This window comes from Flavobacterium marginilacus (assembly GCF_026870155.1).
Taxonomy (GTDB): domain Bacteria; phylum Bacteroidota; class Bacteroidia; order Flavobacteriales; family Flavobacteriaceae; genus Flavobacterium; species Flavobacterium marginilacus.
In genome coordinates, this window is record NZ_CP113975.1 from 1758194 (window position 1) to 1784542 (window position 26349).

18 protein-coding genes and 1 pseudogene are annotated in these 26349 nt (G+C 35.0%); 13 read left to right on the forward strand and 6 right to left on the reverse strand.

Annotated features, from left to right (window positions below; translation table 11 throughout):
- Positions 1–8 precede the first annotated feature (8 nt).
- The 8 genes from OZP07_RS07665 to OZP07_RS07700 all read left to right on the forward strand — a co-directional run bounded on the left by OZP07_RS07665 (position 9) and on the right by OZP07_RS07700 (position 14149).
- Positions 9–1205 carry a DUF2062 domain-containing protein gene (locus OZP07_RS07665; protein WP_281637858.1) on the forward strand — a complete coding sequence of 399 codons (1197 nt, stop codon included), beginning with the start codon at positions 9–11 and terminating at the stop codon, positions 1203–1205.
- Positions 1195–4881, forward strand: coding sequence for an MMPL family transporter (locus OZP07_RS07670; RefSeq protein ID WP_281637859.1), 3687 nt, complete (start codon positions 1195–1197; stop codon positions 4879–4881). The genes OZP07_RS07665 and OZP07_RS07670 overlap by 11 nt, the downstream gene beginning before the upstream one ends.
- Positions 4878–6392, forward strand: coding sequence for a phytoene desaturase family protein (locus tag OZP07_RS07675; RefSeq protein WP_281637860.1), 1515 nt, complete (start codon positions 4878–4880; stop codon positions 6390–6392). The genes OZP07_RS07670 and OZP07_RS07675 overlap by 4 nt, the downstream gene beginning before the upstream one ends.
- A gap of 62 nt (positions 6393–6454) precedes the next feature.
- Positions 6455–8122 carry a C45 family autoproteolytic acyltransferase/hydrolase gene (locus OZP07_RS07680; RefSeq protein ID WP_281637861.1) on the forward strand — a complete coding sequence of 556 codons (1668 nt, stop codon included), beginning with the start codon at positions 6455–6457 and terminating at the stop codon, positions 8120–8122.
- Positions 8122–9420 (forward strand): flexirubin biosynthesis putative acyl-CoA ligase FlxY, encoded by a 1299-nt coding sequence (flxY, locus tag OZP07_RS07685; RefSeq protein ID WP_281637862.1) that lies wholly within the window; start codon positions 8122–8124, stop codon positions 9418–9420. Before OZP07_RS07680 ends, flxY begins: the two co-directional genes overlap by 1 nt.
- Positions 9421–9868: 448 nt before the next feature.
- Positions 9869–12319: a TonB-dependent receptor gene (locus OZP07_RS07690; protein WP_281637863.1), complete on the forward strand. Its 2451-nt coding sequence runs from the start codon at positions 9869–9871 to the stop codon at positions 12317–12319.
- Positions 12320–12612: 293 nt separating this feature from the next.
- On the forward strand, positions 12613–13377 hold the full coding sequence (locus OZP07_RS07695) for a phosphatase PAP2 family protein (protein WP_194641064.1): 765 nt from the start codon (positions 12613–12615) through the stop codon (positions 13375–13377).
- A gap of 10 nt (positions 13378–13387) precedes the next feature.
- A complete protein-coding gene (locus OZP07_RS07700; protein ID WP_281637864.1) occupies positions 13388–14149 on the forward strand; it encodes a COG4705 family protein in 762 nt (253 codons plus the stop codon).
- Here OZP07_RS07700 and OZP07_RS07705 read toward each other — a convergent pair.
- A complete protein-coding gene (locus OZP07_RS07705) occupies positions 14139–15401 on the reverse strand; it encodes a sensor histidine kinase (RefSeq protein ID WP_281637865.1) in 1263 nt (420 codons plus the stop codon). The two genes, OZP07_RS07700 and OZP07_RS07705, sit on opposite strands and share 11 nt — an antisense overlap.
- Positions 15394–16071: a response regulator transcription factor gene (locus OZP07_RS07710; RefSeq protein WP_194640923.1), complete on the reverse strand. Its 678-nt coding sequence runs from the start codon at positions 16069–16071 to the stop codon at positions 15394–15396. The genes OZP07_RS07705 and OZP07_RS07710 overlap by 8 nt, the downstream gene beginning before the upstream one ends.
- 160 nt (positions 16072–16231) lie before the next feature.
- Between OZP07_RS07710 and OZP07_RS07715 the strand changes: the two genes are divergently transcribed.
- The 5 genes from OZP07_RS07715 to OZP07_RS07735 all read left to right on the forward strand — a co-directional run bounded on the left by OZP07_RS07715 (position 16232) and on the right by OZP07_RS07735 (position 20019).
- Entirely contained in the window at positions 16232–18163 is a 1932-nt protein-coding gene (locus tag OZP07_RS07715; protein ID WP_281637866.1) for an LTA synthase family protein, read from the forward strand.
- Between the two features lie 144 nt (positions 18164–18307).
- The gene (locus OZP07_RS07720; RefSeq protein WP_281637867.1) at positions 18308–18628 is read left to right on the forward strand and encodes an ArsR/SmtB family transcription factor; all 321 of its coding nucleotides are present in this window, start codon (positions 18308–18310) and stop codon (positions 18626–18628) included.
- Entirely contained in the window at positions 18625–19128 is a 504-nt protein-coding gene (locus OZP07_RS07725) for an SRPBCC family protein (protein ID WP_281637868.1), read from the forward strand. The genes OZP07_RS07720 and OZP07_RS07725 overlap by 4 nt, the downstream gene beginning before the upstream one ends.
- 7 nt (positions 19129–19135) lie before the next feature.
- The gene (locus tag OZP07_RS07730) at positions 19136–19642 is read left to right on the forward strand and encodes an SRPBCC family protein (RefSeq protein WP_281637869.1); all 507 of its coding nucleotides are present in this window, start codon (positions 19136–19138) and stop codon (positions 19640–19642) included.
- A 2-nt stretch (positions 19643–19644) separates the two neighbouring features.
- Complete coding sequence (locus OZP07_RS07735) at positions 19645–20019, forward strand: DoxX family protein (RefSeq protein WP_194640919.1); 375 nt, start codon at positions 19645–19647, stop codon at positions 20017–20019.
- Positions 20020–20126: 107 nt separating this feature from the next.
- Here the strand turns inward: OZP07_RS07735 and OZP07_RS07740 are convergent, their stop codons facing one another.
- The 4 genes and pseudogenes from OZP07_RS07740 to OZP07_RS07755 form a co-directional block, all read right to left on the reverse strand.
- On the reverse strand, positions 20127–21680 hold the full coding sequence (locus tag OZP07_RS07740) for a hypothetical protein (protein WP_281637870.1): 1554 nt from the start codon (positions 21678–21680) through the stop codon (positions 20127–20129).
- A gap of 48 nt (positions 21681–21728) precedes the next feature.
- Positions 21729–23117 (reverse strand): DUF5723 family protein, encoded by a 1389-nt coding sequence (locus OZP07_RS07745; protein ID WP_281637871.1) that lies wholly within the window; start codon positions 23115–23117, stop codon positions 21729–21731.
- 490 nt (positions 23118–23607) lie between these two features.
- Positions 23608–24685, reverse strand: a pseudogene (locus OZP07_RS07750) (NADH:flavin oxidoreductase).
- Positions 24686–24912: 227 nt separating this feature from the next.
- The gene (locus tag OZP07_RS07755; RefSeq protein ID WP_281637872.1) at positions 24913–26331 is read right to left on the reverse strand and encodes a TolC family protein; all 1419 of its coding nucleotides are present in this window, start codon (positions 26329–26331) and stop codon (positions 24913–24915) included.
- Positions 26332–26349 lie beyond the last annotated feature (18 nt).

Here is a 26349-nt window from a genome sequence, read left to right on the forward strand (position 1 = left end):
ATTAAAAAATGAATACTAGTTTTTCAGAAGCAAAACGTATGGATCAGCATAAGGTTTGTGTTATTATCCCAACGTATAATAATCATAAAACTTTAAAGCGGGTTATCGATTCGGTTTTACAGTATACTTCTGCTATTATTATTGTAAATGATGGTTCTACAGATAGTACTGTTGAAATTCTGAAGGAGTATTCAAGTTTGGTTCAAGTCCACCACCCTAAAAATTCAGGAAAAGGGTTAGCACTTCGAAATGGTTTTAAAAAAGCTTTGGCATTAGAGTACAATTACGCTATTACAATTGATTCCGACGGTCAGCATTTTGCATCTGATATTCCGAGTTTTTTAAATAATTTGGAAACAAATCCAGATGCACTTTTAATTGGAAGCCGAAATATGGTTCAGGAGAATGTGCCTAAAAAGAGCAGTTTCGGAAATAAATTTTCAAATTTTTGGTTTTGGTTCGAAACCGGAAATAAATTGGAAGACACTCAATCAGGTTTTAGATTATATCCTTTACGAAAAATTCCTGTTCATTATTTTACAAACAAATTTGAGTTTGAAATCGAGGTTATTGTTCGTTCCGCTTGGAAAGATATTCCTGTAAAGAATATTCCTGTTCAGGTTTTGTACGATCCAAAAGAACGGGTTTCCCATTTTAGACCCTTTAAAGATTTCACCCGAATTAGTATTCTTAATACAGTTTTGGTTATTATTGCTTTGGTGTATATTAAGCCTAGAGATTTTTTTAGAAAACTAAAAAAAAAAGGACTTAAACAATTTTTTCTAGAGAATGTACTCGAAAGCAATGATTCGAATACTCGAAAATCGGCTTCAATTGCATTAGGTGTTTTTATTGGAATCTGTCCTTTTTGGGGATTTCAAACTATTTTGGTATTGTTTTTGGCTGTTTTGTTAAAGCTTAATAAAGCTATTGCTTTTGCATTTTCCAATATAAGTTTTCCTCCTTTCATTCCTTTTATTATTTATGCTTCGCTTAAGATTGGAAGTTATTTTATTAGCAGCAGCAAACCATTGATATTGAACACGGATATGACATTTGATGATATTCAAAAAAATATTGCCCAATATCTTGTTGGAAGTTTTATTTTAGCGACTTTTATGGCCGTCCTTTTTGGTCTTACAAGTTACTTGTTATTAACTTTGGCTGGTAATCTAAAACACAAAAAACAGTTACATGCAAAATAAGTTATTCGATTTATATACATTTATTACTTCCAAGAAATTACTTTCGTTTGGTATAGCAATTTCGATTGTATTTGTTTTGGGATTTTTGGCATTTAGAATCTCTTTTCAGGAAAATATAAATCAATTGATTCCTTCAAATGATCAGTCTGGAATAACCTCAAAAGTATTGGATCAGGTAAATTTTGCCGATAAGATTACAATTATAATTTCTACCAAAGAAAATGGTTCATCGGAGAATCTTACTGAGTATGCCAATGTCTTTTTAGACAGTCTGGAACCTTGTAAGCCTTATATATCCAAAGTTCAAGGCAAGATTGAAGAAGAAAATATTCAGGAAACTTTTGATTTTGTATACGATAATCTGCCTCTTTTTTTGAACAAAAAGGATTATGAGCATATCCAAAATAAACTGCACAAAGACAGCATTGCTAATACTGTCGCTGCCGACTATAAATCGATAATTTCTCCTGCTGGATTGGTGTCCAAGGATTTTATTCTTAAAGACCCGCTGGGCATTTCTTTTATTGCCTTAAAAAAAATGGAACAGTTAAGTGTAGGTGATGACTTTGCTATCCAAAACGGATTTGTTTTAACAAAGGACAGGAAAAATTTACTGCTTTTTATTACACCCAAATTGGCGACAAATGAAACGGATCAAAACACGTTTTTTATCAGTAATCTGGATAAAATCAAGGCAAATTTAAATAGACATTTTAAAGGCAAGGCAGAGATGAGTTACTTTGGTGCAACGCCTGTGGCTGTTGCCAATGCTACACAAATTAAGTCGGATGTTCAAAATACATCTATATTTGCAGGTGTTACCTTGATTTTGATACTGGCTTTTTTTTACAGAAGCGTTACCACTCCAATAATCATTTTTATTCCTTCGTTGCTCGGAGCTTTATTTGCCTTGGCAGTTTTGTATGTCTGTAAAGGAAGCATATCGGCCATTTCTTTAGGTATCAGTTCTATTTTACTAGGAGAAACCACGGATTATTCGATATATGTTTTAACCCATTTGAGAAACAACAGGAATGTGAAGTTGGTTTTTAAAGATATTACAAGACCATTACTACTTTGCGGAATTACAACATCCATTACGTTTTTGTGTTTGTTTTTTATCAAGTCGGAAGCCTTACAGGATTTAGGTATTTTTGCTGGATTGAGCGTTGTTGCCACTACTGTTTTTTCAATAATTCTAATTCCGGTTTTATACAAATTTGACTCCAAAAAGTTTATCCAAAAACCAAATTTGATTGACAGTTTAGGTGCATTTTCGTATCACAAAAGTAAGTTTCTGATAGGTTCAATGCTGGTATTGCTAATTGTTTCGCTTTTTACATATTCAAAAGTTACGTTTAATAATGATCTTTCGGATTTGAATTTCATGACTCCCGAGCTGAAACAGAATGAAAGGAAATTAGACAAAATTGCCAATAACAATGATTCCAAATCTATTTATTTGGCTATTTACGGTAAAAGTTATGATGAAGTTATAGCCAAGAATAATGCTCTTTTTAAAGTACTGGAAAAAGATAAAGCTGGAAAAGGTATCTTGAATTTTAGTTCTATTGGCGGAATTGTTTTTTCTGCCGATGTTCAAAATCAAAAAATAAAGGAATGGAATTCTTTTTGGGATTCGCAGAAAAAAGCAAATTTGAATCAGACATTAATTAACGAAGGAAGTCATTATGGCTTTAAGGCTGATGCTTTTTCAGGTTTTTTTGATTTGCTTGACAAGAGCTTTAAGCCAGTCACTATTGATGAATATCTTAGAGTGAAATCTTTTTTTCTGGATGAATTTGTGGCACAAAAAAATGGCTTTTTTACTATTTCCAGCTTAGTGAAAGTGACCAGCGAAAAAAGAGATGTTTTTGTAAATCAAATTAAAAAACAGCAAAATTTGGTTGTAATTGACAGGCAGGAAACAAACGAAACATTTTTAGGAACTCTAAAAATGAATTTCGAAAACCTCGTTGATTATTCCTTCATTGCTGTATTTTTAGTTCTCATAATAGCCTTTAGAAGAATTGAATTGGCTATAATCAGCATCATTCCAATTCTTATAAGCTGGATTTTTACCACAGGTCTTATGGGACTTTTTGGGCTGCAGTTTAATGTTGTTAACATCATCGTTTGTACGTTGATTTTTGGAATAGGAGTAGATTACAGTATTTTTATGACTACGGCGTTACAAAAGGAATTTACATTCGGGAAAATTGAATTGCCAAGTTATAGAACCTCAATTTTACTTTCAGTAGCAACCACGATTTTGGGAATGGGAGTACTTGTTTTTGCCAAACATCCAGCACTAAAATCGATATCATTGATTGCCATTATCGGAATATTTTCGGCGCTGATGATTACATTTATAATTCAGCCGTTGATTTTTCATTTTTTTATAACCAATAGAGTAAAAAAAGGAAAATCTCCGTATGAAATTAAGCGATTGGTGCATTCCGCTCTGTCATTTACCTATTTTGGATTAGGATGCGTAGTATTATCATTGGGAAGTGTCGTTTTGATGGCGATTTTGCCTTTCTCAAGGAAATCAAAATTAAAAGGATTTCATTTTTTGATGTCGAAGTTCATGCATTCGGTTTTGGCAAGTTATCCATCTTTAAAAAGAAAAATAGATAATACTTCAAATGAGACCTTTGATAAACCTGCCGTAATTATTGCCAATCATAGCTCGTTCCTTGATATTTTGGCTATTGGAATGTTGAGTCCAAAAATTATTTTCTTGGTAAGTGATTGGGTTTATAATTCTCCGGTTTTCGGAAAAGGAGTTCGTCTGGCTGGATTTTATCCAGTTTCAAACGGTGTGGATAATGGCGTAGAACATTTGCGTTCCAAAGTGCAGGAAGGTTTTTCCATAATGGTTTTTCCAGAGGGAACACGGTCTGAGGATAATGCAATTAAGCGATTCCATAAAGGCGCTTTTTATTTGGCCGAACAATTAGAATTGGATATAGTTCCAGTACTCATTCACGGATATTCCGAAGTTTTGCCTAAAGGCGATTTTATTATTAATGGTGGAAATACTACGGTAACTATTTTGGATAGAATCAAGTTTGAGGATACCACCTTTGGCACAAATCCTGCAGAGAGAACTAAAAAAATAAGCAGTTTCTTTAAACAGCACTATAAAAAACTGCGTTTGGAATTGGAAGGTTTGGATTATTTTAAGGCGAAGCTGATGAATAGCTATGCTTTCAAGGAAATTCAGATAGTAAAAGCGATAAAAGATGATGTTAATCAAAATTTACAGTTATATTTTGATTTAAATAAATGGATGGATTCTAAAGCTAAAATACTTCATTTTGGAAATGATTATGGGCAATTGGATATACTTTTGGCATTGCAGGAGCCTCAAAGAAAGATTGATTCGGTTATACTTTCAGAAGAGAATAGAGCCATTGCCAAAACTAATTATATTCTAAAGAAAAGGACGATTCATTATTTCGATCAAGATAAATTGAATACTCTCAAAAAGTATGATGTAGTATTGATTTCGAATGAAGAGTCAGTGTTCAATTTGGCTGAAGTATGTAATTTGGCAAGCAGAATAATCGTTTTGGGAAATAAAAAATTAAAAGAAAAAATAGCATCATTTGGTTTTCAAACTGAGCATGAGACAGAAGAAATGATTGTATTAAAGAAAGTGATAGGATGAAAAAGCATTATGATGTTGTTATAATCGGAAGTGGATTGGGCGGACTTGTTTCGTCTATAATTTTAGCCAAGGAAGGCTATAGCGTTTGTGTGCTGGAAAAGAACAATCAGTTTGGAGGTAATTTGCAGACGTTTGTTCGCGATAAAACGATTTTTGATACCGGAATTCATTACATTGGAGGATTAAGCGAAGGGCAGAATTTATATCGATATTTCAAGTACATTGGGATTATGGATAGCCTGAATCTCAAAAAAATGGACGAAGACGGATACGATATAATCTCTTTTGAAGATGTAAATATGGAGTTTCCTCATGCCCAAGGGTATGAAAATTTTGTGAATCAGCTGGTTAAGTTTTTTCCTGAGGAAAGGGAGGCAATAAATAAATATTGTGAAGCAATTATTAACACCTGCGATACATTTCCCCTTTATAATTTAAGTGCTGAAGGACGCTATGACAATGATATTCTTTCTGTAAATGCAAAGGATTTTATTGCAAGCCTCACTGAAAATAAAATGTTGCAGGCTGTTTTTGCAGGAAGTAATTTTTTATATGCAGGATGCGGTGAAAAATCCCCTTTTTATGTACACGCACTTACGGTTAATACCTACATGCAGAGTTCATGGCGCTGCATAAACGGTGGCAGCCAGATTACAAAACAGTTGATAAAACAGCTTAAAAAATATGGAGGTGATGTCTTTAAATATAAAGATGTCAATCAGTTGGTTGTCGAAGACAATGCTATTACCACAGCCAAAATGAAAGATGGCACGAGTGTGGAGGGAAAATATTTTATATCGAATATAGATCCCAAGATTACCTTGAAATTAGCAGGAGAGAACCATTTTAGGAAAGCCTTTGTCAATAGAATTTCGAGTTTAGAAGGCAGTATTTCGGCCTTTAGCTTATATGTCGTTTTTAAACCAAAAACGTTTAAGTACATGAACAAGAATTATTACCATTGTAAAAATAGCAGTGAAGTCTGGGATGCTCAAAATTATAACGAGCAGAATTGGCCAAAAGCTTTTATGGCTTCGATGAATGCTTCTAAAACAGATGATGGCTGGGCAGAGGGAATGACTTTTATTACTTATATGAAGTATTCCGATTTGGATTCATGGAAAGAAACCTTCAATACCGTAGCCGATGTTAACGATAGAGGCGAAAGCTATGACGATTTTAAAACTCGTAAAACGAATCGTTTCCTAGATGAAATAGAGAAAAAATTCCCTGGAATAAGAGACTGTATAAAATCAGTTCATACTTCTACGCCATTGTCATACAGAGATTATATTGGAGGATATAACGGAAATATGTATGGCTATGAGAAAGATTGTGAAAATCCGATGAAGACATTTATTCCGTCAAAAACTAAGTTAGATAATTTATATTTAACAGGACAGAGTATCAACATGCATGGCGTTTTGGGCGTTACCATTGGCGCGGTTGTTACGTGTTCCGAGATTTTAGGAAAAGATTATCTGGTAAACAAAATTAATCAGGAAGTATAGTGAAATAAACAGAACATTGTCATAATGTTTAAAAACTAATCGAGAACCAAGAATAGTTGAATATGAAAAAACTTACAGTATATATTTTTTTCCTTGCCTTATTCCTTATTTCTTGCGGTACTTCAAAGTCGATGCGTCATCAGCCGGAGATAGCGGCTTATAATAATACAATCCCTATTGTTAAAAAACAATCTGATACTATTTTTTATACCGGCAATAATTTTCTGCTCAAAAATAAACAGCATTTATGGGAGCTTTATGTCGAAGGTGATCCATTGGAAAGGGGATTGGCTATTGGGAGCCTGACCGACTCCTTGTTAAAAAAGCAAGAGCATGTCTTTTTTGATAAGATAAATGAATTGATCCCTTCTGATTTTAAAAAATCATTACTTCGAAATTTCCTAAAATGGTATAATCGAAAATTATATCTTAATGTTGATAATGAATTTCAAACTGAAATTTATGGAGTTTCCCAATATGCGCCTAAAGATTTAAACCATATTGCACCCTCTTTTTTAAGAGATTTGTATCTGCATGGTGCTCATGATATAGGACATGCAGTTCAGGATCTGGCAATGGTAGGCTGTACATCATTTGCTGCTTGGGGGAATAAATCAGATGACGGAAGTTTGATTTTGGGCAGAAATTTTGATTTTTATGCAGGAGATGATTTTGCAAAAGAAAAAATTGTTGCTTTTATTAATCCAAAAGAGGGTTATCCATTTATGATGATAACTTGGCCCGGAATGATAGGTGCCTGTTCCGGAATGAATGCCGAAGGATTAACCGTAACCATAAATGCCGGTAAATCCAAGATTCCATTAATAGCCAAAACGCCTATTTCTATTGTGACCCGTGAAATTTTGCAATACGCCAAAACTATTGATGAAGCTGTTGCTATTGCTAAAAAAAGGAAAGTATTTGTTTCCGAGTCTATTATGGTTGGCAGTGCCAATGATGATAAGGCTGTTTTAATAGAAATTGCTCCCGATAATTTAGGTGTTTTTGAAGCTCCTGATGGCAATGAAATAATTTGTTCCAATCATTTTCAAAGTGATGCTTTAAAAGATAATAAAAGAAATTTGGCTCAAATAAAAGATAGTCATTCCCAATACCGTTTTGACCGAATGACTCAATTACTGAATGAGAATCAAAAAATAACACCACAAATTGCTGCCAATATCCTTAGAAATAAAGAAGGAATAGATAATGTGCCATTAGGGTATGGTAATGAAAAAGCGATTAATCAGCTATTGGCTCACCACGGAATTGTTTTCAAGCCAGCCCAGCGATTGGTTTGGGTCTCTGCAAATCCCTATCAATTAGGGGAGTTTGTCTGTTATGATTTGAATACAATTTTCAAAAACAAAAAAGAGAATACAGCTGCTATTGTTTCATTGGAAAATTCAGCAATGAATATTCCTCCTGATCCATTCTTGAAAACAGAAGCTTATCAAAACTACATTCAATTTCGTATCGAAGACAAAAAAATGGATTCTTTTCTGGCTAAAAAATCCGATTTGCCATCGAATCAATATCTGGATTATTACCAATCTTTAAATCCTGATTATTGGGTTGTTTATTATAAAGCTGGATTGTACTTTTATCAAAATAAAAAATATAACTTGGCTGAGGAACAATTCGGGAAAGCATTGACAAAAGAAGTTACTTCACGTGTTGAAAGAGAAAAGATTAGCAGTTATTTAAAAAAAGCAAAAAGAAAACTATAATGATTCCAAAAATAGAATTAGCTGCCAAAGCCGATATAAAAGCATTTCAGGAGCAAAAACTGCAGGAAGTGCTGCAGTATGCAAATACAAATTCGCCCTTTTACAGCTCTATCTTTGCCAAAAGCAATATTGATGTTTCCAGTATAAAAACAATTGAGGATTTAGCATTATTGCCTGTTACATCAAAGGAAGATTTACAAAAGTATAATGATGAATTTTTATGTGTTCCAAAGAACAGGATTATCGATTATGCTACTACATCCGGTACTTTGGGCGATCCTGTAACTTTTGGATTGACTGATGAAGATTTGGATCGTTTAGCTTATAACGAAGCTATTTCATTTGACTGCGCCGGAATAAAAGAAGGTGATCTTGTACAGCTGATGACGACAATTGATCGTCGTTTTATGGCGGGATTGGCTTATTTTTTAGGTCTTCGAAAAATGAAAGTCGGTGTAATCCGAGTTGGTGCAGGACTTCCGGAGCTGCAATGGGATTCAATTTTAAAATACAAACCTACTTATCTAATTACTGTTCCTTCTTTTTTACTAAAAATGATTGAATATGCGGAACAGCACAATATTGATATTAACAATTCAAGTGTAAAAGGAGCTATTTGTATTGGCGAACCTATCCGTAATCAAGATTTTACCAGCAATACCTTGTGCCAGAAAATAACAGATAAATGGAATATTAAGCTGTTTTCTACCTATGCTTCGACTGAGATGAGCACTGCTTTTACCGAATGCAGTCATGGAGTAGGAGGGCATCATCATCCAGAGTTAATTATTATAGAAGTATTGGATGAAAACAATAAGCCGGTTTCAAATGGCGGATCAGGTGAATTAACATTTACCACTTTGGGGATAGAAGCCATGCCGCTCATTCGTTTTAAAACGGGTGACATTGTACAGCTGCATTCAGATTCGTGTTCATGTGGGCGCAATACATTGCGTGTAGGTCCTGTAATTGGCAGAAAACAGCACATGATTAAATACAAAGGAACCACTTTGTATCCTCCGGCAATGAATGATGTTCTGAATAATTTTGGGAATATTGATAACTATATTATCGAAATTTCATCTAATGATTTGGGAACCGACGAGATTTTGATAAAAATTGCGGTTCAGAATCCCTCTTCTGTTTTTTTGCAAGAATTGAAAGATCATTTTAGATCCAAATTACGGGTAACTCCCAAAATTGAATTTACTGCAAATGAAATATTAATGCCATTAATTTTTAATCCAAACAGCAGAAAGCCTATTCGTTTTTTTGATAATAGAAAAAATGCGCTTTGAAAAGAGACTACATTTTTTAGCCCTTAGCATACATTTTTTTCTTACCAATCAAATACTTATTACTAGGCGCTTTTACTATTTTACAATCTTGTCTTTTTGCTTTGATTTAAGTGTGATTCTGATTAATAGCAAATGAAAATATAAAATAGTTTGATTATTTTTCCTCACCCCAAGAGGCTGTCCTTTTCGGACAGCCTCCTCTGGTTTAGTTTTGAAATTGAATCATTTGGTTTTATCTAAAAAAGTTAAATGTTTGTCAGAGCAGGAGTATAAAATGTTAGGAGAAAGGTTTTGGTAATCTCAAAATTTTAGAGGCTTTTTTTTAGCAAATAAAAAAGTACATATAACACTTCAGCTTTGCAGCAAATAAAAATAATTACTTTAGAAATTTTCATGTTCAGACTTTATTCAGATTTGAGATAGTATTTTTACGGCATGAATTTTTATTATGCGCTATACAGTTTTTATTACTGCTCTCTTATTCTCTTTTGTGTCATTTGCACAACCTGCTGTAAATAAAGGTAAAATCACAGGTAAAGTAATTGATGCCGAAACGAAACTGCCTATAGAAATGGCAATTGTCAGTATTTATAAAGGAAAGGAAATCAAAGTTTTTAACGGATTGAGTACTGATAAAAACGGCTCTTTTTCAATCAATAACCTTCCAGACGGCGATTATCACATTACTATTGATTTTATCAGTTATAAAACAGCGACCATAAATTCCAGTATAAATCAGAAAGCAGGCATGCTGAATCTTGGGACTATTCTGCTTTCGCCAATGTCAAATCAGCTTAATGAAGTAAAAATAGTTTCGAAAACTTCGACAATTCAAAGTAAAATTGACAAAATGGTATACAGCCCCGCAAACGACCTTTCAAGTCAAGGAGGCACTGCCGCAGATGTTTTGAAAAATGTTCCAATGGTCAGCATTGACATTGACGGAAAAATTGAACTGCAGGGTAATCCCAGTATTCGTTTTTTGATTAATGGAAAACCTTCCAGCATGTTTGGTGCGAGTATTTCAGACGCACTGCAGACCATCCCCGCTGATCAGATAAAGAGCATCGAGGTTATCACCAGTCCAGGGGCAAAATACGACGCTGCGGGTACGGGCGGCATCATAAATATCGTTCTGAAAGAAAATAAACTCGAAGGAATCAACAGCAGTATCAATCTATCGGCCGGAACACGTTTAGAAAACGGATCATTCAATTTTAATGCCCGTCATGGAAATTTTGGGGCAGGTATTTTTTTTAGCGGAAACAAACAATTAGCTACAGAAACAAAAAGTTCCAGCGATCGTATTTCCTATAGCGAAGCCAGAGACAGTATTAACAGACTCTATCAAAACGGAGTGAATCCTTTTGATAGAAGCGGTTACCGGACTGGAATTAATTTGAGCTGGAGCATCACTCCAAAGGATGAATTAGCGGCATCCTTCAGTTATAATTCTTTTTCCAATAACTCAACGGGACAAACGCTGCAGAACCAAACTTCCTATCTGGCAGATGGAACTCTTGTGTCCGAAATAAAAAGTGAACGAAATTCAATCAGTAATTTTAAAGAAAAAGCTATTGACTGGGGGCTTGATTATAAAAAAACTTTTGAGAAAGAAAATCGGGAACTGGATTTTCAGCTTACATCAAGCAACGGAAAAAGTGACATTAATTCGGGGCACCGAACTTCTTATGAGGAAAATATTCAGCCGTTATCGGGACTTAGAAACATAAATCCGGGCAAAGACCACCAAGTGGGACTTACGTTGGATTTTGCAGAACCTATCTCCGAAGGTTATACCCTTGAAACAGGAGTTAAAGCAAATTTTCAAAACATAGAAAACAATATCGTTACCGATACTTTGGACTCAGATGGTTCCTACATAAACAACAAAGGGCAGACCTATGCGTTTAAATACAAGCAGAATATTTATGCGGTTTATGCTTCAAGCTCTTTTGCCTTTTTCAATGATTTTTTGGTAGGTAAAGCCGGTCTTCGTTATGAACGTACTAATACTGTGGCAGATTTTGTGGGAGTAGTTATACCGGATTACAATACTTTTGCACCTTCGTTTACTGTTCAGCATAAGTTTAATAAAGATCAATCCATAAAGTTTGCTTACACTTACCGTATCGAAAGACCCGATTATGAAGATTTAAATCCGTTTTTTAATATCAGTGATCCGCACAATATCAGCACTGGAAATCCTTTTTTAAAACCTGAAATTGGTAATCGATATGAATTGGGCTACAGCCAAAATTTCAGTAAGGGGACAAATATTTATTTTTCGGGATACTACCGCCGAAACACTGACGATATCCAAAGTCTGACCACTTTTCATCCCACACTCACTATCAGCGGAACCGATTATACTGATGTTACCTTGACAACTCGTTACAACATTGGCTCTGAGATCACCTATGGCGCCAGTCTTTTCGGATTAGTTTCAATGGGGGATAAAATAACAATTCGTTCCAATATTGAATGCGGGCAGAGAACCAACAGTACTCCGGGCTTTGAGAGTGTAAGCAGTTTTATTTACAGGGGAAATCTGAATCTGAATTACCAATTCAATTCAACTATGTTTGGCGAAATATCCGGAAATTACCGCTCCTCCCAGAAAATTGTTCAGGGAGACCGTCCAGCTTCTTATTTTTATAATTTGGCTTTTAGAAAATTATTTTTCAATAAAAATGCAAGTTTAGGAATTACCATGACAAATCCTTTTAATAAATATCTGAGCCAAAAATCGAATAGTTATGACGCAAATTACTCGCAGGTAAACATAAAGGAAATTCCCGTTCAATCCTTTGGTATTTCCTTCAGTTATAAATTTGGAAAACTTGAGTTCAAGAAAGGTGAAAATGAAAATAACGGCGTTCAGGAGCCGGCTTATTAAAGATTTCCTGCGAGCTATTATCTAATTATAATTCTCTCAAAGACGCAAATAAACATTCAATGATTTCAGTGATACTAATGTTTACACAAAATCTACGCCCAATATTGTCATTCCGAGGTACGAGGAATCTCCGCAGCTAATTCCATAATCAAAATCCCCAATCTTTGTTGAGTTTCTAACGGGGATTCCTCGTATCTCGGAATGACAAACTTGAAGAAGTAATCCCTCACAAACAAATTCAGAATTAATTCAGAATTAATTTTGTACTTTGTATTGGTTTTAAAATAGTTATGATGAAATGGTTCAGTTTTTTAATTGTATTTCTGTCAGCACATTTACTGTCAGCACAAAACAGTGTAACCGATACTATTGTAGTAAAAGACACTGTACAGCATTTAAAATTTAATTATAAACAGTTAATAATTCCTTCATTATTAATTGGTTATGGTGTTATTGGTCTAAACAGTGATCAGCTCAAGGGCTATAATCTTGAAATTCAGGACGAAGTAACTGAAAATATCGATCAGAAATTTTCGATCGATGACATTATGCAGTACGCACCTGCAGCTTCTGTTTATGCTTTAAATGCATGCGGAATGACCGGTAAAAATAATCTCAAAGACCGATCGATTATTTTGGCCAGTTCCTATCTGATGATGAGCGCTGCTGTTCTTTCTTTAAAAAATATCACACATGTAGAAAGACCTGACGGTTCTTCGAATAATTCCTTTCCTTCGGGGCATACTGCCACTGCTTTTGCCGGAGCGGAGTTTCTTTGGCAGGAATACAAAGACAAATCCATTTGGTATGGAATAAGCGGTTATGCTGTGGCTACGGCTACAGGTGCTTTTAGAATTGTCAACAACCGTCACTGGCTTACTGATGTAGCTGCGGGCGCAGGAATTGGAATATTAAGTACCAAAGCGGCCTATTGGATTTATCCTTACATCAATAGAAAAATTTTCAGCACTAAAGCAAAAGAAAAGAAAGTTTCCTCTATGGTTCTGCCTTATTATAATGGGAAACAAATGGGCTGTGGTTTGGTGATGCAATTTTAAATTTTAATAAATGAAACAGAAACATTTACCCCAAATAAACCTTTTTTATTGGGCATTAATTATTAGTGCCAATACTATGGGAGAAACAGCAGGAGATTTAATTTCTCAAACATTTAACTTAGGCTATGGGGGAGGAACAATTGCTCTAATCACACTGTTCTTAATTGCGCTGATCATTTCAATTTGTTCAAAAAGCCAAAAACCGCTTTTGTATTGGATAATAATAACTCCGGCAAGTACAGCCGGAACTACAATTTCCGATTTTATCAGCAGATCTTTCTTTCATTTGGAATTAGGATTTACAGAAAATGAGGGATATACATTTGGAACCTTACTACTGACTGTCGCTTTGCTGTTTACATTTGGTATTTGGAAATATCATTCAAAAACCAATACGATAGAAAACGGGCTGAACAAACGAACCGAATTTTTATACTGGACTGCAATTCTAACTTCAAGTACATTGGGAACTGCATTTGGTGATCTGCTGGCTCATAACACACCGTTGGGTTTTGAAGGAAGCACTTTACTTTTGGTGCTATTGCTTTCTGTTGTTGTCGGATTGGTTTATCTGACAAAAATTTCAAGAGAACTTTTGTATTGGTCGGCCATTATTTTGACACATCCAATTGGTGCGACAATGGGGGATTATTTGACAAAACCAGAAGGCATGAATTTTGGTAACATTAATGCAAGTCTGCTGTTGGTCGTTGTGTTTATTATAGTTATTGTGACAGGACAGCTGACAAAAAATAGAATTTTTAGAATGTAATGCTAAAACTGTGCAATTGGTTATTAAAATCGTATTTGATCTCCCACTGATTGATTTCGGTTATCTTTTTTATAATTGCCAGTCCAAGACCATTTCCCTGCGATGAAGGATTTATTTTGGAAAAACGATTGAACAGCTTTTCAATTGCTAATGGTGCCGATTGTCCAGTATTAAGGAAAGTTAATTGATTGTTTTGAATGCTGATGATTATGTTTCCGTTTTTTTCATTATGACGGATGGCATTCAAAAACAGATTATTAATTAAAACTTCGGTCAAAGCCGGATTTCCTGAAATAGAAAGGATAGAGCTGAATTCAGTTGTAATGCTGATATTTTTAGCTTCGGCTTGTTCCGTAAAAAAATCAAGATGTTTTTCAATATAATCATTTAAAACAATAGTACTTTTTTCAAGATAGCTTTCGTTATCAATTTTGGAAAGCAGCAAAAGATTTTTGTTAAGACGGTTAAGTCTTGAAACATCATTATTTAAAGAACTTAAGACAGAAAATTGTTCTTTATTGAGTTCCAGCTGTAATAGAGTGTCAATTTTAGTCTGAAACAAAGCCAGCGGTGTCTGCAGTTCGTGCGCCGCATTTTCTACAAATTCCCTTTGGTTTTTATAAATGGCAGTATTTTTTTCAATGAGTCCTTCAAGGCTTTTGTTGAGCTGGTTAAATTCATTTATATCAGTTGGGAAAAAATGCGGCGGTTTATTTTTATCGATTTCAAAATCATGCATTTGATGAAGCGTATTATAAAACGGGTTCCATATTTTTGCGGCAGATCTTTTTGATATCCAGATAATTCCGATAAGCAGGATAATTATAATGCAAAGGAACATGATGGCAATATTTATTACCATTCCTTCCATTTCTACCAGACTTATTTTTTCTTTGTATGTATACCTTTTACCATTTATAGTGACAGGAGCATAAATGATACGGAATGGTTCTTTTTCTTTGGCAACAGAGTCAAATGCCATTTCGCCAAAAATGGAATCTTTAGTTATTCCCATATCGGCACTAATCACGACATTCTGATTGTATTTATTCCAGGCTTCAATGTCATTTTCAGTGAAATTTTTATAACTTTCTTTTGCAAATGCGCCTTTATGAAAATGAAGTACCTCATCCGTTTCATAAATATAAAGCTGCTGGCAGATGAAATAAAATACAGGAGCGGATACCAGCAGTATAATGATGGCAAATGCAAGAAAGCTGCTGGTGGTTTTATGTAACAGTTTTTTACTCATTTTCCCATTTGTAGCCTAAGCCATAAATTGTTCTGATGTAATCGCCGCTTCCTGCTTTGTGCAGTTTCTTTTTTAAATTCTTTATGTGGGCGTAAATAAAATCGTGGTTGTCAAGCATATCCGCCATATCTCCCGAAAGATGTTCGGCAATAGCTCCCTTGGACAGAACTTTATTATTGTTGCCAATTAAAAACAGCAGTAAGTCGATTTCTTTTTTGGTGAGATCGAGTTTTTGACCGCTGACAGTTACTGTTTTAGAGAAAATATCAATAGTGATTTCGTTGAAAACAACACTATTGCTTCCCTGGAAATTCTTCCGGCGGATGAGTGCCTGCATGCGTACTAAAAGTTCCGAAAGATGAAAAGGCTTGGTCAGATAGTCATCGGCACCAAGATTAAAACCTTCAATGCGGGTATCTAAATTTTCTTTTGCAGAGATAATAATAATGCCCTCGGTTTTGTTTTTGCTTTTTAATTCTTTTAAAATAGTAAACCCGTCTCCATCAGGCAGCATTAAATCCAATAATATGCAGTCGTAGTCGTAGTTATCAATCTTGGTAAGTGCCAATGCACAATTGGAAGCCGTTTCGCATTGAATGCCGTTGGTCTTAAAATAATCTGAAATGCTTTGAGCAATTTCCTGCTCATCTTCGATAATTAAAATTTTCATGCTGCAATTTACAAATCAATTTTGAAGAAAAACTGAATATTGTTAAGCCTGCCATATTGTTGTAATAAAATTTTTTATTTTTTATGTTAATTCAGGATTAATTCAAAATTAAACTATTATTTTGCGCAATTATAAAATAATGTTCCGTATACCTCCAAACATGAAAAAATTCCAATTCTCCAAACCGCTCCTAAATTTTCTTTTAATTGGCTTGTCAATTCTAAGTTTTAGCCGCTTTGTATTGTTTTTTATTTTTAAAAACCGTGTTGCCGAAACTCCGGATTACGGTTATATTTTTCCAATAGGACTTCGGATGGATCTTATTGTGCTGTGCTATCTTCTTTTTTTGCCTTTGGCATTAACAGCTTTAGTGCCCGATTCTTTTCTGAAGAAAATCCAAGGTTTTCTGACCGTATATTTCATTTTGTTTTTGACACTGATTCTGTTTATGGAATTGTCAACGCTTGATTTTATTAATGAATATGACACTAGGCCTAATAAATTATTTGTTGATTATCTGATTTATCCGAAAGAGGTTGTCGGAACTTTGCTCAAAAGTTATCTGTCGTCGATTTTTGTTACTGTAATTGTCTTGGCAGGGTTTGTTTATGCATTAATCCGTTACCGAAAACCGCTTTTTGAAATTAGAGAAACCAATTATAAAACAAAATTATTAGTATTTCCTCTAATTGCTTTTTTTGTGTTTTTTGGGGCAAGATCCAGTCTGACTTCGAAAAGACCTATTAATGCCAGTAATGCTATTTTTTCTACCGATCACCTTACCAATTCGCTTGGGCTAAATTCATTTTATACGGTTACGTTTGCTTTGTATTCAATGAAAAACGAAATTAATCCTGAGAAAATGTATGGGAAAATGGATTATGCCGAAGCTATCTCGAGGGTGAAAAAATATATGGATGTAAAACCTGCCGATTTTACAGACGATTCTATTCCGTTACTGCACATTCAAAAAGCGGACAGCATTAAAAAGAGACTTTACAATATTGTGATTATTTTGGAAGAAAGTCTTGGGGCAGAATATGTAGGTTCGCTTGGAGGTTTGCCGCTGACTCCTGAATTTGATAAACTGACGAAAGAAGGAACATTATTTACCAATTTATTTTCGACAGGAACCCGAAGCGTGCGCGGTATTGAGGCGGTTGTAACTGGTTTTCTGCCTTCTCCGTCTGAAAGTGTAGTGAAGCTGAATAATTCGCAGCGAGATTTTTATACTATTGCCTCATTGCTGAAGCAAAAAGGATATGATACCAGTTTTATTTATGGCGGAATGGCCAATTTTGATAATATGGGATCTTTTTTCAGCGGTAACGGATTTGATAAAATCATCGATGAGGATGATTTTGATGCACAAAAAAGCGCTTTCCACGGAACTTGGGGCTGGTCTGACGAAGATGTAATGGCAAAAGCCAATAATTATTTTAAGAGTCTTGGAAACAAACCTTTTGTATCATTAGTATTCTCTTCTTCAAATCATGAGCCATTTGAATTTCCCGATGGAAGAATTGCTCTTTATGATAAGCAAAAGAATACGGTAAACAATGCCATGAAATATGCAGATTATTCCATTGGCCAGTTTTTTAAACAAGCCCAAAAGGAGGAATATTATAAAAACACTATTTTTCTTGTAATTGCTGATCATAATACCAGAACCTACGGTAAACATTTGGTACCAATACATAAGTTTCACATTCCGGCATTAATTATTGGTCCGGGAATACCAAAAGGAGGGAAGTACAATAAACTGTGCAGTCAGATTGATATCCAGCCTACTGTACTGGGAAAAATCGGATTTGACACCGAAGTTCCTATGGCAGGACGTAATTTATTTAATTTACCTGACTCGTTTCAAGGGCGTGCGATGATGCAGTTTAATGATATCAATGCTTTTCGGGTAGGAAACGAAGTTGTCATCATGCAGCCGAATAAAGAGCCTTTGCAGTTTCATGTTGAAAAAGATACCATTTTTACCCCCGAAAAACTGAACAAAGATTTAGCTAAAGATGCACTGGCACATGTGATTTCTCCTTTTTATTTGTACAATCAGCAAAAATATAAGCTTAGAAATAATTAAGTAAAATTATAATCGAAATTGAACCTAAACATAATTATATGTTTGGGTTTTTTTTGTCTCATCTCAAAAAAATGCAAAAATAGTTGCGAAACCGAAAAGAGGTATATATATTTGCAACTGATTGGTTTCGTAATAAAAAATAAAATGAGAAGAGATATATTTCAGGCAATAGCAGATCCAACACGAAGAGCCATTATTGCGCTCATTGCGCTGCAGGCTATGACGCCTAATGCAATCGCAGAGCATTTTGATACTACACGGCAGGCAGTTTCAAAACATTTGAAAATTTTGGCAGAATGTCAGTTAGTGAAACAGGAACAGCAGGGAAGAGAAATTTATTACAGTCTTGAGATAGACAAAATGAAAGAAATAGATAAATGGCTGGAACAATTCAAAAAGATTTGGGAGCCCCGTTTTAATCAATTGGATGATTTATTAGTAACAATTAAAAATACTCAAAAATGATAAACAGCAGCCTGCAGTTCGATTTCCTGACAGATAAGGAAAAGAATACAATTACAGTAAGAAGAGAATTCCGAGGCAGTAAGCAGCTGGTCTGGGATTGTTATACTAAAAGCGAATTATTGGACCAGTGGTTTGCGCCAAAACCGCTATCAACCAAGACGAAATCTATGGATTTCAGCAAAGGCGGTCATTGGCATTATGCGATGGTAGAACCAAATGGAACCGAATATTGGGGTTTAACAACCTATGTTGAAATAAAACCTATTGAGTATTATAAAGCGCTGGATGCCTTTAGCAATGAGGAAGGTGAAATCAATTCTGAGTTTCCGCAGGCACTGTGGCTGGTTAATTTTACATCCAAAGGCGAAAACGCAGTTGTAGAAACGGTGGTTACTTATAACTCACTGGAGGATTTGGAAACAGTGATTCAAATGGGAATGAAAGAAGGTTTGACTTCAACACTGGAAAGATTGGACGATTTATTAGTAACTTTAAAATAATTTAGTAATGAATACTAAACTGATTTTCGATTTTACTGTGGACAAAGCAGCGCACACAGTATATGTAAAAAAAGAATTTGCAGCTGGATTGGCATCGGTTTGGGATACTTTTACTAAGGCTGAATTACTGGATCAGTGGTGGGGGCCGAAACCTTGGTTTACTGAAACAAAATCAATGGATTTTAAAGAAGGCGGACAACGATTGTATGCGATGTGCGGACCAGAAGGGGAGAAACACTGGGCATTAGCGGATTTTACTTCTATTTCGCCTAAAACTAATTTCAAGTTTTTAAGCGGTTTTTGTGATGAAAACGGAAATATAAATAAGGAAATGCCTCTTTCTAAGTGGAATATTGATTTTATTGACAAAGAAAATACTACATTTGTTACTGTTGCTATTAAACATGAAACTTTGGTCGATCTGGAGAAAATAATAGCAATGGGTTTCAAAGAAGGATTTACTATTGCTTTGAACGGACTGGATGAATTTATTACTAACTCTAAAAATAATTAATAATGAAAAACAAAATTTTCTTCGTTTTGAGTCTTTTATTTGGTCTGATGTTTATCAACGCAGGCCTGAATAAGTTTTTTTATTATATGCCAATGCCCGAAAATCTGCCTGAAAAAATGCAGAAGGCTATGAACGCTTTTACAGAAATCGGCTGGATTATGCCGCTTGTCGGCGCGGCTGAGGTTTTGGGCGGGGTGTTGATCATCATACCAAGATTTAGAGCTTTGGGAGCTTTAATCATTTTGCCGGTTTTGGCTGGAATTCTCCTTACAAATATTGTCCAGGATACCAGCGGACTGCCTTTAGTATTAGTTTTAAGCGCCATTTTGATTTCGATTATGTATCAAAACAAGGAAAAATATTCAGCATTGTTTTAAACTAAAAAACAATTTGAAATATCATAAAAATGCCCCAAAGATTTCTAGTTTTTGGGGCATTGTAATTTTTATTCGTCTCTTCTATAAATTGAAGTTCTGCTGTTTAATTAAATCTTCGTTTTGATAGTTCCATTTAAGTTGACTGCAGCTTTAAAACTGATTTTTCGATTTTCGTTTACAATATCTGATCCGTTTAAAGTAAGCTGAAATACTTGATATTGATAACTTCTTATTGCATCATACTTTTGTTTGGAGATGGTAAATTCGAATTCACTGCTCCCTTTTTTTAGCAGAATCGGTGTGTCAAAAAATGGGACGAAATAGGTATTGTCATTTATATCGCTCCGATGATAAATCTGAAGACTGGTGTCAAAATTGATCTGAGAATCTACAGTTCCTTTGACCACTAAATTTCCATTAACAAACTGGGTATTATCATCAATTTTTGAATTTAATTTATTCAGTATTACTTTTTCCATTATAAGCTTTTTGGCGGTTATGGCTAACGGTGCTTCTACACTAACATCATATGAAATTTTAGCGTCATCATTAATGGTATTTTCCCCCGAGCTAACTCCTTTGTTAAGAGTAATTGTTGGATTTAAAATTAATTTATCAATATTCAAAACATTAAAATTAGTAATCTTAAAAGTATAACTGTCAGGGTCGCTGTTTGGAATTGCGATTAAACTAATTGTTTTTGGCGTACTGTTTCCTTGGTAATAGCATAAGCCTCCATTTGAAAAATTTAAATCAATAGGTACGTTTAAACCGGTTTTATTCAGGTGAACTTTGACTATAACTTCATTGATTGCCATTTCACTGTCGGAACTGCCTTTGAAATTGCTGGGTACAGAAACAGGCAATGAAATTTGATTTGACGGAAGTTCCATTTCTCCAAAAAATCCATTAATAGCTTCATAATTCTGGCCAATATCAAAACCTATTGAAGTTTTTACAGTACCATTTGCAGGAGATGCTGTTTTGTAAATACTTAATTGAATGCCAACAGTTATATTTGGACTGAGGTTCAATGTGTATCCGCCGATATCATCTGAATAATTAAAAATCTGGGTTCCTGTAATTGGTCCTAGAGTTTTAGAATAAGCAATCCCATCTTTAACTAATGATGGTATTTTTATTGTTATGATAGATTGTGAGTTACTGTCTGCGTCTAAATTAAAATTAATTTGGGCACCCGGTTTTAGCGTAATATTTTTAATTACTGCATTGTCAGGTAATATAGTTTCTTTAAGAATTAGTGATGCGATGTCAAGATTTATGGTTTGTTCAGGAGCATCGAAATATATATTTTTTGGTGCTTTTTTGTAGTCGGTAAAATAGTTCAATTTATTCAGATTTATTTCCGCCGGTTTAGAATTAAACACAGGTAAAGTTATATTCTCTATATTGTAATTGCTCGAAGTAGTATAGCTAAGACTGTAAAGTCCGTCTGCATCTTTTTTGGTTATAGTGTTTGGAGGCATAAACTTGCTTAATGGCATATCTGCCTCAGCCAAAGCTCCAATCATTGAACCGGAAGCTTCAACAGAATCGATAGAATTTATTTTATCCAGTTCGTCAGATATACCGCAGGAGGTTAATAAAAATATAGTAAAAATGCTGATTAGTAAAGAGTATTGTTTCGTAGAAAGGCTCATGCTTATTTTGTAGGTTTTTAAATTTATTTGGGGAAATTATTATTTGTTTTAACCTTGGTTTAAATCATCCTGGACGGGTTTTGGAACCTTGTTTTTCCACACCCAGCTTAAACCGAACTGTAAGTCGGCAGACCGCATTTTTGAAGCATCAAATGCTCCTATGATGTTGTTTGAAAAAAGATGCATCTGCAGTACTTTTAGTTTCATAGACATTCCCATTCCTATTCTAAAAGGTCTGTCTTTGTTGTAGCCTGCATTCATTGTAAATTCAGAGAAATCACCGCCGTTTAGCGTTCCGGCAACCGTTGCTCCCGGATAGGAGAAGGTATTGTCTGCTATATATGCATCTGCTAAAATAGTTGTGTGAAACCATTTTACAGGCTGATAAGTAATTCCTGCATTAAGCTGTGTATTTAAACTTGTTTTGAAAGAATTTGTCTGTGCAGTTCCATTATTAATTATTGGATCCAGATATAAATCATACTTCTTGGTATTATAGTCATACTTAATAGGATAAAAATCCGTGAGTGTAACTACGGTATTATAGGTTAATGGATTGTTTCCCCAGTTTATATATCCTAAATCGTTGAATCCAGCAAAAGCTTTAGTCTGTTTGTTGATTGTATATCCAATGCCAAAATCAGCTGCAAAACCAATATTTTTGGTTAAATTATCTACCATCATTGTTTTGACATCGTTTTTGTATGGAGTCAAATCCTGATTGTAAGCTTTATCGACAATTGGATTTAAAGATGAGGTTCTGATTTTTGAATTTATATCAAATGAGTTTCCGTTTTGAGCTGCAGTAACAATCAGTTTTGAGGAATAGAAAGATGCATAAGCAACACCTGTCAGGTATTTTAGCTTACCGCCCAGATTCCATTTTTTTCCAATTTTAGAGGTATAACCCATAGCTATTTCACTCCATCCCAAAGCTCTTATTTTAGAATTGGTCAGATTGGAAACGGTAGGATTTGTATTGTCACTCTCTTCAAAAAAAACAGCAAGAACATTTTTACTGACCATATTCGTAGCAGCAGACGTTTTGAATCTTTGTGAAATTTCGATTCTGGAACCTTTTTTCCCGACTTTAAGGTATACATGCATTAAACTCATATTTGCTCCAGCGAACAAGTTTGAGTTTTTTGAATTTTTCATTCCGTCAATTACTGAGTTTAGATTTAAGACACCTCCGTGAATTGATGAAGTAATGGTCCCCAGATTTAATGCCCCGATTTCTATGTTTCCTCCAAAATCCAAAGGGAGTATGGATACAGAGTTTTCCACTGTAGTTGAATCAGGTATCAAAACAGGATTAATTAATGTTGACTGGTAAATTCTTCTAAGTCCTAAAGAGCCGTTAAGGGTTTCTTGGGCATAAAAATCATTGTAGAAAAAAATGAGAACATACAGAATTAATAAATTTAAAAACTTCATTGGGGGCTGTGATATAATGACTAGTACAAACTTTAACTAGAATATTACTTTAGGGCGTAATTTCCTGATAATTTGATGGGTATAAAACTAGAAAAGATTATCTATTAAATGCAAATTAAATCGTTATAATTAATTTTTTTATAACAAACATAAGTTAAAGACTACAAAAAAAGTGTTTGAAGTGTTTTTTTTACTGATAATGAACTGATAATTTATTGAATTTTCATACAAATAACAAAGTACCAGAGTAAAAACTTACTATTTGTAATTCTTTTGAAATCAGGAAGATATACTCTAAATGAGAATTAATGAGCTGTTTAGTTTAAAAAATAACTGATGGCTGTCATTTTTAAGTGTTTAGATTTTTTTAAATAGATGCCCTTTGATAATTCTTTCATTAAGCATAGAAATGAAAAACGCTGCAAAACTAAAGTCTTGCAGCGCAATCAAATTAAATAATAAAAAAAGGGTATTTTTAGCTGCTGAAAATTTATTCCAATATCAGTTTGGCTAAAGCTTCTTTACTGAATCCTACAAGTTCATCAGTTTTCCCGGCTTTTATTTTAGCAGTCCAGTTGGGGTCAGAAAGCAAAGGTCTTCCAACGGCGGCCAAATCAAAATCGCCTCTGTCGAAACGTCTGTTTAGTTCGTCTAAGGAAGCTGGTTCAGAACTTTCGCCCGCAAAGGCACCAAAGAAATCACCCGAAAGCCCGATAGAACCAACCGTAATAGTTGCAGCTCCGGTTACTTTTTTGGCCCAGCCTGCAAAATTCAGATCTGATCTTTCAAATTCAGGTTCCCAGAAACGGCGCTGTGAACAATGCAGAATATCCACTCCCGCATCAACTAGAGGCGTGAGCCAGGAGTCTAATTCCTGAGGTGTTTTCGCTAGTTTGTAATTGTAATCCGAAGGTTTGAATTGAGAGAAACGCATAATTACAGCAAAATCATTTCCAACTTGTTTTCTAACTTCTTTCACCACTTCAATAGCAAAACGATTGCGTTCTTTTATGGTTTTTCCGCCGTAAATATCGGTGCGTAAATTAGTTTCCGGATTGAAAAACTGATCAATTAAGTATCCGTGGGCACCGTGAATTTCGATGGTATCAAAACCTGATTTTTTAGCATCAGCAGCTGCTTTTCCAAAAGCAATAATGGTGTCTTCAATGTCTTTTTCAGTCATCGTACTGCCAATTTATAGTACCAGATTTGCTTAATCCAGAAGGACCTTCAAAAGGAACCGGAGGCACCCAGCCCGAATGATGATTGTCCATAATTCCCATGTGCCAGATCTGCGGTCCCATCTGACCGCCTGCTGCGTGAACTCCATCAATCACTTTTTTCCATCCATTCAATGCTTCACTGCCATAAAAATGAGGAACATTAGCATCATTTGAGGATGAAGGCCTGTCGATAACTGTCCCTTCAGACAATATCAATCCCACTTCGCCCTCGGCTCTTTTTTGGTAATAAGCAGCAACCGCATCAGTCGGAATTCCGTTTGGAGAAAAAGAGCGCGTCATCGGTGCCATCACGATTCTGTTTTTAAGATGCAGCGACTTAATTATTGGTACTCATGATTATTTAAAATTTAGATTATTAATTTGTTTTGGTTTTATCATTAAGAAATAAGACTCAATCTGTTTTACGGTTTACAAACCGTTTTTTTTACCATTAAGATATTAAGGGAATAAAGACTTAATCTATCTTAATGTCTTAATGGTTTATAAATCATTTACTATTACAATTAAGAAATAAAACTTAATTTCCCTTAATATTAATGGTTAAATAAAAATTACCTCCAGCCGCCGCCCAATGCGCGGTACAATTCGGTATTGGCTGTAAGCTGCTGTCTTTTAATATTCGCCAGTTCCAGTTCGCTCTGCAGTAAACTGGCCTGTGCTGACAGTACTTCCAGATATTCTGCCATTCCGTTTTTGAACAGCATTTTAGCATTTTTAATGGCCAATTTCAAGGTTTTTACACGTTCCTGCAGAATAGATTCCTGCTGGTTCAATTTTTCCACTTTTACTAAAGCATCCGATACTTCACTGACTGCGGTTAATACCGACTGCCTGAAATTTAAAACTGCTTTTTCTCTTTCGGCAGTCGCAATACGGTATTGGGTTTTCAGTCTTTTATTATTCAGCAATGGCTGTGTCAAACCACCGGCCACAGTTCCGAATAACGAAGCTGGTATATTGAACCAGCTGCTGGATTCAAACGAATTTAAACCGCCCTGAGCTGTGATTCTTAAAGCAGGATACAAATCGGCTTTGGTGATTCCAACATTGGCATTGGCGGTTTTCAGGGCCAATTCAGCACTTTTCACATCTGGTCTTCTGCTTACGATTGAAGACGGAATTCCGACTGATGCATTGTTTTTTACTTCAACTGCGCTAAGAGCAATGCTTCTTTTTTTAGAATTAGGAAAAGAGCCTGTCAATACGCTCAAAGCATTTTCCTGAATGGCAATGTTTTGTTCCAATAGCGGCACCAATTGCCCCGCATTTAGTTTTTGAGCTTCCGATTGCTGAATAGCCAATGAAGTTACCTGTCCGGCATCAAATTTTAATTTGATGATAGTAGTGGTACTGTCAATCAGCTGTACATTTTTCTTGGCGATATCCAATTGAGCATCCAGCATCAAAAGATTGTAATATCCTTTAGAAACATTAGCTACAACAGTAGTCTGCAGTGCTTTTTTCACTTCTTCCGACTGCAGATAACTGGCAAAAGCGCCTTTCTTCTGGTTTTTGATTTTTCCCCAGATATCTGCTTCCCATGAAAGTAAAGCCCCCGCAGAATAATCTTCAAGATGTTTCATACCCAATGCCTGATTCAGGTTCATTCCCGTAAAACTATTGTCTGACGGATTATTGGTATTGGCAGTTACCAATAAATTCACCTGCGGGACATTTCCCCATTTCGACTGCGTAAATCGGTATTGCGCAATTTCGATGTTTTTTGCAGCGATCTGCAAATCGTTATTTCTGGTAACGGCACTGTCAATCAGCTGCACAATATCTTTATCGGTAAAGAAATTTTTCCATTCTAAATCACCAATACTGGCTGTATCTTTTGAAACCGATGCATTCCTGAAATTCTCAGGAAATGCATCTTTTGGCGTTTCAATATCCTTTGAAACCGAACAGGATATTATTGTGACAATCAGAAAGGTAATCATCACGGTTTTGGTTATATATTTTTTCATTTTCATTTTTCGTAATTA

Coding starts and splice junctions, on each gene's coding strand:
- OZP07_RS07665 (WP_281637858.1), top strand. CDS start 9: ATGAATACTAGTTTTTCAGAAGCAAAACGTATGGATCAGCATAAGGTT.
- OZP07_RS07670 (WP_281637859.1), top strand. CDS start 1,195: ATGCAAAATAAGTTATTCGATTTATATACATTTATTACTTCCAAGAAA.
- OZP07_RS07675 (WP_281637860.1), top strand. CDS start 4,878: ATGAAAAAGCATTATGATGTTGTTATAATCGGAAGTGGATTGGGCGGA.
- OZP07_RS07680 (WP_281637861.1), top strand. CDS start 6,455: ATGAAAAAACTTACAGTATATATTTTTTTCCTTGCCTTATTCCTTATT.
- flxY (WP_281637862.1), top strand. CDS start 8,122: ATGATTCCAAAAATAGAATTAGCTGCCAAAGCCGATATAAAAGCATTT.
- OZP07_RS07690 (WP_281637863.1), top strand. CDS start 9,869: ATGCGCTATACAGTTTTTATTACTGCTCTCTTATTCTCTTTTGTGTCA.
- OZP07_RS07695 (WP_194641064.1), top strand. CDS start 12,613: ATGAAATGGTTCAGTTTTTTAATTGTATTTCTGTCAGCACATTTACTG.
- OZP07_RS07700 (WP_281637864.1), top strand. CDS start 13,388: ATGAAACAGAAACATTTACCCCAAATAAACCTTTTTTATTGGGCATTA.
- OZP07_RS07705 (WP_281637865.1), bottom strand. CDS start 15,401: ATGAGTAAAAAACTGTTACATAAAACCACCAGCAGCTTTCTTGCATTT.
- OZP07_RS07710 (WP_194640923.1), bottom strand. CDS start 16,071: ATGAAAATTTTAATTATCGAAGATGAGCAGGAAATTGCTCAAAGCATT.
- OZP07_RS07715 (WP_281637866.1), top strand. CDS start 16,232: ATGAAAAAATTCCAATTCTCCAAACCGCTCCTAAATTTTCTTTTAATT.
- OZP07_RS07720 (WP_281637867.1), top strand. CDS start 18,308: ATGAGAAGAGATATATTTCAGGCAATAGCAGATCCAACACGAAGAGCC.
- OZP07_RS07725 (WP_281637868.1), top strand. CDS start 18,625: ATGATAAACAGCAGCCTGCAGTTCGATTTCCTGACAGATAAGGAAAAG.
- OZP07_RS07730 (WP_281637869.1), top strand. CDS start 19,136: ATGAATACTAAACTGATTTTCGATTTTACTGTGGACAAAGCAGCGCAC.
- OZP07_RS07735 (WP_194640919.1), top strand. CDS start 19,645: ATGAAAAACAAAATTTTCTTCGTTTTGAGTCTTTTATTTGGTCTGATG.
- OZP07_RS07740 (WP_281637870.1), bottom strand. CDS start 21,680: ATGAGCCTTTCTACGAAACAATACTCTTTACTAATCAGCATTTTTACT.
- OZP07_RS07745 (WP_281637871.1), bottom strand. CDS start 23,117: ATGAAGTTTTTAAATTTATTAATTCTGTATGTTCTCATTTTTTTCTAC.
- OZP07_RS07755 (WP_281637872.1), bottom strand. CDS start 26,331: ATGAAAAAATATATAACCAAAACCGTGATGATTACCTTTCTGATTGTC.